This window comes from Amycolatopsis sp. NPDC051071 (genome assembly GCF_040682875.1).
In the GTDB taxonomy this organism is placed as follows: domain Bacteria; phylum Actinomycetota; class Actinomycetes; order Mycobacteriales; family Pseudonocardiaceae; genus Amycolatopsis.
In genome coordinates this window covers 1-7,392 of sequence record NZ_JBFBBY010000266.1, presented here as the reverse complement: position 1 = coordinate 7,392, position 7,392 = coordinate 1, and the positions used below count along the sequence as shown (strand labels likewise).

General features: G+C 68.6%; 7 protein-coding genes. 5 read left to right on the top strand and 2 right to left on the bottom strand.

The annotated features are described in order from the left end of the window. Positions 1-246 precede the first annotated feature (246 nt). On the top strand, positions 247-408 hold the full coding sequence (locus AB0M65_RS39525) for a fumarylacetoacetate hydrolase family protein (RefSeq protein WP_364040327.1): 162 nt from the start codon (positions 247-249) through the stop codon (positions 406-408). 133 nt (positions 409-541) lie between these two features. Here the strand turns inward: AB0M65_RS39525 and AB0M65_RS39520 are convergent, their stop codons facing one another. Continuing rightward, positions 542-1,930 (bottom strand): lysine 2,3-aminomutase, encoded by a 1,389-nt coding sequence (locus AB0M65_RS39520; protein WP_364040324.1) that lies wholly within the window; start codon positions 1,928-1,930, stop codon positions 542-544. Positions 1,931-2,142: 212 nt separating this feature from the next. On the opposite strand from AB0M65_RS39520, the gene AB0M65_RS39515 reads away from it, so the two are divergent. From AB0M65_RS39515 to AB0M65_RS39505, 3 genes are read left to right on the top strand one after another with little or no spacing between them, the layout of a single operon-like run. Then, positions 2,143-3,741, top strand: coding sequence for an amidohydrolase (locus AB0M65_RS39515; protein WP_364040321.1), 1,599 nt, complete (start codon positions 2,143-2,145; stop codon positions 3,739-3,741). 9 nt (positions 3,742-3,750) lie between these two features. Beyond that, positions 3,751-5,343, top strand: a complete 1,593-nt coding sequence (gene lnt, locus AB0M65_RS39510) for an apolipoprotein N-acyltransferase (protein ID WP_364040318.1) — start codon at positions 3,751-3,753, stop codon at positions 5,341-5,343. A gap of 26 nt (positions 5,344-5,369) precedes the next feature. Next, positions 5,370-6,137 (top strand): polyprenol monophosphomannose synthase, encoded by a 768-nt coding sequence (locus AB0M65_RS39505; RefSeq protein ID WP_364040315.1) that lies wholly within the window; start codon positions 5,370-5,372, stop codon positions 6,135-6,137. Here AB0M65_RS39505 and AB0M65_RS39500 read toward each other — a convergent pair. After that, a complete protein-coding gene (locus tag AB0M65_RS39500) occupies positions 6,091-6,888 on the bottom strand; it encodes a DeoR/GlpR family DNA-binding transcription regulator (RefSeq protein ID WP_364040312.1) in 798 nt (265 codons plus the stop codon). The two genes, AB0M65_RS39505 and AB0M65_RS39500, sit on opposite strands and share 47 nt — an antisense overlap. A 51-nt stretch (positions 6,889-6,939) precedes the next feature. Between AB0M65_RS39500 and AB0M65_RS39495 the strand changes: the two genes are divergently transcribed. After that, positions 6,940-7,314, top strand: coding sequence for a DUF4406 domain-containing protein (locus tag AB0M65_RS39495; RefSeq protein ID WP_364040309.1), 375 nt, complete (start codon positions 6,940-6,942; stop codon positions 7,312-7,314). The last annotated feature ends 78 nt before the right edge of the window (positions 7,315-7,392 follow it).

The window sequence follows — 7,392 nt, the reverse complement described above, 5'->3', positions numbered from 1 at the left end:
AGGCCCCCTTCCCTCGGCTCAGCCGAGGGAAGGAGTCCTTCACGCGCAACCACTGCACCTGACCCGCGATCAGCCCCCGCAGCCAAATCCAGTAGGTACTTAAGACGCTCCCGCCACCGATGCCGCCGATGTCGCCGCGCTGGTGGACGCGGGCCTCACCGCCTATCACGCCGTGCGCAAGGCGGTTCCGCTACTGCCGCCCGGGAGCACCGCCGTGTCGGTGCCCTGATCGAGCGGATTTCGGCGGTGTGCACGCTTCATTCCGGTGATCTCATCTTCACCGGGACTCCAGCCGGTGTGGGCATGGGGCGCACGCCACCCCGGTACCTCGCCGCCGGCGACGTCCGAACCAGTATCGACGGCATCGGCGAAATGCGGCATACCTTCGTAACGGGCGACGCGGGGTAGCCGCGGATTCCGGGAGCGCCTCGGCTATCGGAGACCTTCCTCCGCATGCTGTCCGATTCGCCTACGGGTAGACGTTGCCGGTGGCCCCGAACGTCGTTTGGGGCCACCGGTTTTCATCTTCGTACAGGAGAAGTCAACGGGGCTGGTTGGCCCACCACTTCTGACCGGCTTCGGGCAGCGTGGAGATCGGGTCGTAGTACGGGTATTTGCGCTGCAAGGCTTCCGGGTCCTCATGTTCGATCCCGGTGCGGTAGTTCTTGGTCCAGTAGGAAATCCCCAGCTCATGGTCATATTCGGCGAGCTGATGGACCCAACGTTTGCCCACGTACGGGACGTCGCAGACGATCCGCGGAGTGGCGTAGCCCGGCAGGTAGCCCATGATCGCGTGCTGCAATTCCTGTGCCTCGTGTACGGAAACCCGCCAATGTTCGGCATTGGGGATCATATCGCACATATAAAAATAATAAGGCAGGATATTCGCTTCACCTTGCAATGCGAAGCACAGGTCCAGCAATTCCGCGGGCGTCGCGTTGACGCCCTTCATGAGTACGCCCTGGTTGCGGACGTCGCGAATGCCGACGTCGAGTGCGGTCCGGGCGGCCTCCGCGACGAGCGGGGTGACCGACTGGGCGTGGTTGACGTGGGTGTGGATCGCGAGGTTGATGCCGCGGCGTTGTGCGGTGACGGCGACGCGTTCGAGGCCCTCGACGACCTTCGGCTGGATCCAGTGCTGCGGGAGGGCGGCGAGCGCCTTGGTCGCGAGCCGGATGTCGCGGACAGTGTCGATGTCCATCAGCCGCATGAGGAACGACTCCAGTTGCGGCCACGGCACGTTGGCCACATCACCGCCGGAGACCACGACGTCACGCACGCCGGGGGTCTTCTTCAGGTACTCGATCATCGCGTCCTGGCGGTCGACCGGCTTGAGCGAGAGCTTGTGCTTCTCGACCTGCTCGGTGGAGTTGCCGACGAGGTCCATCCGCGTGCAGTGCCCGCAGTACTGGGGACAGGTCGAGATCATCTCGGCGAGGACCTTGGTGGGGTAACGGTGCGTCAGGCCCTCCACGACCCACATCTCGGCCTCGTGCAGTGAGTCCCGCTCGGAGTGCGGGTGACTCGGCCACTCGGTGTCGCGGTCGCTGCGCACCGGGAGCATGTAGCGGCGGATCGGGTCCGCGTACCAGGCGTCAGTCACCTTCGCCGGGTCGGTGCCCGCGTTGGGTGCCATCGTGTTGATCATCTGCGGCGGCAGCAGCATCGACATCGTGGCCATCTCGCGCTGGTCGGCGAGCATGTCCTCGTAGAAACGCTCTTCGAGCTGGTCGCCCATCAGGGCGCGCAGCTGCTTGGCGTTGCGGATGCAGTGCACCCGTTGCCACTGCGCGTCGCGCCACTCTGCCTCGGTCACGTCATGCCAGCCGGGGAAGCGGCGCCAGTCGGGTTCGATCAGCTCGACTCGGGTGTAGTCGTAGGGCTGATCGTAGGCGGCCACCGGCGAGGTCGGTTGCTGGATCGCAGTCACTTGTACTCCTCGTCGTCGGAAACGCGTGAAAATATCCTGTCACATCATTCCCGAGACGTAAATATTCCTGCCGTGGCGTTGCGTGTCAGTCAGACACCGACTCCTCCTTCGAGCGGTCCAAACGACGGCACGATCGGAGTTGTCAGCTCCACGGCTCACTTCATCGACCCCTCACGACATCGTGATCACCCGCACGCTGCAAACTCGGAAAGGTGACGAACGCGCGAACTACCCTCCTGCTCGGCGGGCGCATCTACAGCCCGTCGGCCCCCGACGCCACCGCGATGGCGATCACGGACGGCACCGTTGTCTGGGTGGGACAGGACAGCCCGGCCAAGGCACTGCATCCCGACGCCGAGGTGGTCGACCTCGACGGCGCCTTCGTCGCCCCCGCGTTCGTCGACGCGCACGTTCACGCCACCGCCACCGGCTTGCACCTCACCGGGCTGAACCTGCACGGGATTCGCGGCTCCGGTGAACTCCTGGCCGCCGTCCGTGACGCCGTCCGGCCCGGTCAGGTTCTGGTCGCGCACGGCTGGGACGAGTCCCGCTGGACCGACGGCCGGCTGCCCAGCCGCGCCGAACTCGACGAGGCCGCGGGAACGACGCCGGTGTACCTGAGCCGCGTCGACGTCCATTCCGCGCTCGTCTCCAGCGCGCTCGTCGCGCTGGCGCCCGGGGTGCACGACGCGCCGGGCTGGTCCGCCGACGGACCACTGACCCGTGACGCGCACCACCGCGTCCGCGCCGCGATGCGTGACGCGATCACGCCGGAGCAGCGGCGCCAGGCCCAGCGCGCGTTCCTCGCCGAGGCCGCCGCCCGCGGAGTCGTCAGCGTCCACGAATGCGCGGGCCCGGATATCTCCGGCGCCGACGACCTCACCGACCTCCTCACCCTCGCCGCCGGACCGGGACTGCCCGAGGTCGTCGGCTACTGGGGTGAACGCGGCGGAGTCGACGCCGCCCGGGCACTGGGAGCCAGGGGAGTGGCGGGTGACCTGTTCGTCGACGGCGCCCTCGGCTCCCGCACAGCCGCCCTGCACCAGCCGTACACCGACGCGCACGGCACCTCCGGCACGCTCTACCTCGACGCACCCGCCATCGGCGAGCACATCGCCGCCTGCACGGAAGCGGGACTGCAGGCCGGATTCCACGTCATCGGCGACGCCGCCGTCGCCGAGGTCGTCGAAGGATTCCGCCTCGCGGAGAAGACCGTCGGACAGCGGGCACTGGCGGCCCGGCACCACCGGCTCGAACACGTCGAGATGATCGACGTCGAACAGGCACGGGCGCTCGCGGGCTGGGGCGTGGTCGCGTCGGTCCAGCCACAATTCGACGCCGAATGGGGTGGCACGCAAGGCATGTACACCGACCGCCTCGGCGCCGAGCGGGCCGCGAAGCTCAACCCCTTCGCCGCCATGGCCGCCGAAGGACTCCTGCTCGCCTTCGGTTCCGACGCCCCGGTCACGCCGGTCGATCCGTGGGCCACCGTCCGCGCCGGCACCTACCACCGCACCCCGGGCTCGGGGCTGTCCGCGCGCGCGTCCTTCACCGCCCACACCCGCGCCGGGCACCGCGCCGCCGGGATCAACGACGGCGTCACCGGCAGCCTGGTCCCGGGCGCTCCCGCGCACTACGCGGTCTGGGACACCACTAACCTCGTCGTGGCGACGCCGGACTCCCGGGTCCAGCGCTGGTCGACCGATCCGAGGGCGGGCGTGCCGCCGCTGCCGAACCTGGAGGAAGGCGCCCCGCTGCCCCGCTGCCTGCGCACGGTCCGCGACGGCCAGGTCATTCACGACGTCATCTAAGGTTCAAGGGTGTCTTCGACCGTGACCAGCCCGGACCCCGAAGCAGCGCCGCGAAAGCGGTTCTCCCGCGCCTGGCTCCCGCGTTTCCTCGCCGCCGCGGCGTCGGGCTTCACGCTGTACCTCAGTTTCGCGCCGCGTCCGCTGTGGTGGCTCGCGCCGCTGGCGTTCACCGGGTTCGCCCTGGTGGTGCACGGCCGCCGGTTCCGCGGCGCGTTCGGCTACGCGTTCGTGTTCGGGGTGGCGTTCTTCCTGCCGCTGCTGACCTGGCTGCTGGACTTCCTCGGGCCGGGTTTCGGGCCGTGGCCGTGGCTCGGGCTCGCGATGGCACTCTCGGTGTACCTCGGCTTCGGCGGCGCGTTCGCGACCGTGGTGTGGAACCTGCCGCTCGGGCCGTTGTGGGCGGCGTTGGTCATCATCGCGCTGGAGACGCCTCGCGCCTGGTTCCCCTTCGGCGGGTTCCCCTGGGGCCGCGTGGCGTTCAGCCAGCCCGAGGGGGCTTTCGTCTCGTTGGCGTCGATCGGCGGCGCTCCGCTCGTCGGCCTCGCCGTCGTGCTGACCGGATTCGGCCTCGCCGCCGTCTGTCTCCGCGTGAAGGGGTCCTTCACGCGACGTTCGCTCCTGGCTCCGGCGGTACTGACGCTGGTGCCGGTCGTGGCGGGTCTCGCGGTGTGGCCGACGATCGGCACCGAGGCCCAAGACGGCGAACTCGCCATCGCCACGGTCCAGGGCAACGCCCCCGACATCGGCCTGGCACTGGAAAACCGTCGTGACGAACTACGGTCCAACCACCTCGCCGAGAGTGCCCGGTTGCTCGAGAAGCTCAAGGCAAGCAACACCAAGATCGACCTGCTGATCTGGCCCGAGACCGCGATGGCCATGCGCACCGGTGACGCCGGCGTCGACCAGATGGTCCGCGACTACGGGATCCAGGCGATCATCGGCGCGCTGGTCCGGCTCCCGGACGGGAGCGCGCAGAACTCCGCGCTCGTCTGGGATCCGGCCACCGGCCCCGGCCAGCGCTACGCCAAACAGCAACTCGTCCCGTTCGGCGAGTACGTCCCGGCCCGCGAGCTCGCGGAACTCGTCACCCCGTTCGTCGACAGCGTGGCGAATATGACACCGGGTGACGGGGCCAACGCCGCACTGTCGGTCGCGGGCACCAAGGTCGGCGTCTTCATCTGCTACGAGACCGCCTTCGACTACCCGGCCCGCGAATCGGTCGCCGACGGCGCCGAACTGCTCGTCGTACCGACCAACAACGCCTGGTACGGGCCGGGTGAGATGAGCTACCAGCAGCTGGCGATGTCGCGGCTGCGTGCGGTCGAACACGGTCGCTCCGTGATCGTCTCCGCCACCAGCGGAGTCAGCGCGATCGTCGCGCCCGACGGTTCGATCATGGCCTCTACCAGCCTTTTCACCGCAGATTCGCTGGTCGGGCGCGTCCCGCTGAGGCAGCAGACTACGCTGTCGGATCTACTCGGTGTTACGACGGAGTACGGACTGCTGGCCCTGGCGGTCGCCGGGGTTACCGGCGGGTTCGTGCTCCGTTTTCGCACCCGGCGCGCCAGCGCCGCCAAGGCAACGAGGGAAGCGGCGGGCTGACCCGCCGGAACACGGAGGAAAGACGGATGGCGCAGGCGCCACGGGGGGCCCAGGGAATCGATCCGGTGCTGGTGGTGGTCCCGACGTACAACGAGCGGGAGAACATCGGCCCGATCCTGGAACGTCTGCTCAAGGCACTCCCGGACGTGAACGCCCTCGTCGTCGACGACGGCAGCCCGGACGGGACCGGCGACATCGCCGACGAGCTCGCGAAGGCCGACGAGCGGATCCAGGTCATGCACCGGACGGAAAAGGCCGGCTTGGGCGCCGCGTACGTCGCCGGGTTCCGCTGGGGCCTCGCCCGTGACTACGCGACCATCGTCGAGATGGACGCCGACGGCTCGCACGCGCCGGAAGACCTTCCCAGGGTACTGGCGGCCCTCGAGGACGCGGATCTGTCCATCGGTTCCCGGTACGTTCCCGGCGGCAGCACGGTGAACTGGCCGTTCCAGCGCAAGGCGCTGTCGTGGGTGGCGAACTTCTACGCCAGGGTCGCGCTCGGCATGAACATCAAGGACATCACCGCCGGTTTCCGCGCGTACCGCCGCACGGTGCTGGAGAAGCTCGCCCTCGACGAGATCGCCTCGCGCGGTTATTGCTTCCAGATCGACCTGGCGTTCCGGACGAAGCTCGCCGGGTTCGAGGTGGTCGAGGTGCCGATCACGTTCACCGAGCGCGAGATCGGTCAGTCGAAGATGAGCGGGTCGGTCGTGGGCGAGGCGATCGTCCTTGTCGGCGTGTGGGGGATCAAGCGTCGCTGGCAGCAGCTGCGCGGACTGGCCAAGAAGGGCTGACCCCCAGCACGCTCACGCCGAGCTTCCCCAGTTCCCGCACGGTCGGTTCGTCCGGTGCCGCGTCGGTGATCACGCCGGCGACGTCGGACAGGGGGAGCACGGTGAACGGCGACGCGGCACCGATCTTCTCCGAGCTGGCCAGCACGTAAGTGTCGGCCGCTCGTTTGGCGAGCGTGCGTTTCATCGCGGCCTCGTCCGAGTCGCCGGTGGTGAGCCCGGTTTCGGGGTGCACACCGGTGACGCCGAGAAAGAACAGATCGGCGTTGACCCCTTCGGCGGCCTCCGCCGCGGCCGCGCCGCACGTGACGGCGGAGTGCTTGAAGAGCCGTCCGCCGATCAGGAACACCTCGACCTTCGGATGCGTGACGAGCGCGGACGCGACTGTCGGGCTGTGTGTGACGATCGTCGCCTCCAGATCGACCGGCAGCGCTTTCGCCAAGGCGAGCGCGGTCGTGCCGCCGTCGAGGATGACAGTCGACCCCAGCCGGATCAACGCTGCTGCACGTTTCGCGATCTTTTCCTTGCCGGCGACGCTGACCGCCATCCGGGTCGCGTAGTCCGCGGTGGCGGGGGAGAGCGGCAAGGCGCCACCGTAGACCCGTTGACACAGTCCGGCCGCCGCGAGTTCTCGCAGGTCACGGCGGACACTGTCCTCCGATATGCCGAGTTCGGCGGCGAGATCCTTGGCCACGATCCGGCCGTCGGTCTTCAGGCGTTCCAGCAGCAGGTCTCGGCGTTGCGCAGCCAACATGTGCACGTTCCTCCTTGTTCCTGCCGATTGTTGCACATTATGCTCCGGCTCGTGACCAAACCTCTGATGATCCTCATCGCCGGCCCGTTCCGCTCCGGTACCGGCGACGACCCCGAACTCCTGGCCCGTAACCTCGCCCGGCTCGAAGAGGCCGCCTGGCCGATCTTCCGCGCCGGGCACGTGCCGATGATCGGCGAATGGGTCGCGCTCCCCGTCCTGCGCGGCGCGGGCGGGAAGACCGTCGCCGACCCGGTCGCCAAGGAGGTCATGTACCCGACGGCCGACCGGCTCCTGCACCACTGCGACGCCGTCCTGCGCCTGGCGGGCGAATCCACCGGCGCCGACCAGGACGTCGCCATCGCACTGTCCCGCGGGCTCGCCGTCTACCACCGCGTCGAGGACATCCCGGGGTACGCGGCCGCCTAGCTCCTTTTCTCGTGAGTGTTTTGGGTCGTTAGAACGCGCCCGCTTTTAAGCACTTACGCGTCACCTGCGGCGTTGTAC